Genomic DNA, 610 nt, shown 5'->3' on the forward strand with positions numbered 1-610 from the left:
GGTTGGCGTCGTCGTGCTCCAGGAAGGGGATCATCGCGGTGGCCACCGACACCATCTGGCGCGGCGACACGTCGATGTAGTCGACCTCCTCGGCCCGCATGAGCTCGGTCTCGCCGCCCTTGGTGCGGACGAGGACGCGGGGCTCGGCGAACGAACCGTCGGCGTTGAGCACCGTGTTGGCCTGCGCCTTGACGTAGCGGTCCTCCTCGTCGGCGGTCAGGTAGTCGACCTGGTCGGTCACCTTGCCGTCGACGACCTTGCGGTACGGCGTCTCGACGAAGCCGAAGGCGTTGATCCGGCCGTAGGAGGCCAGCGAGCCGATGAGGCCGATGTTCGGGCCTTCAGGGGTCTCGATCGGGCACATCCGGCCGTAGTGGGACGGGTGCACGTCACGGACCTCGAAGCCGGCCCGCTCACGGGACAGACCACCGGGGCCCAGCGCGGACAGACGCCGCTTGTGCGTCAGGCCGGCCAGCGGGTTGGTCTGGTCCATGAACTGCGACAGCTGCGAGGTGCCGAAGAACTCCTTGATCGACGCCACGACCGGGCGGATGTTGATCAGGGTCTGCGGCGTGATCGCCTCGACGTCCTGCGTCGTCATGCGCTCGCG

At 68.2% G+C, this 610-nt stretch carries 1 pseudogene; it reads right to left on the reverse strand.

Annotated features, from left to right (window positions below):
- Positions 1–610, reverse strand: a pseudogene (locus tag HTZ77_RS48945) (DNA-directed RNA polymerase subunit beta); the annotation flags it as partial.

The organism is Nonomuraea montanisoli (genome assembly GCF_013363975.1).
GTDB classification, from domain to species: domain Bacteria; phylum Actinomycetota; class Actinomycetes; order Streptosporangiales; family Streptosporangiaceae; genus Nonomuraea; species Nonomuraea montanisoli.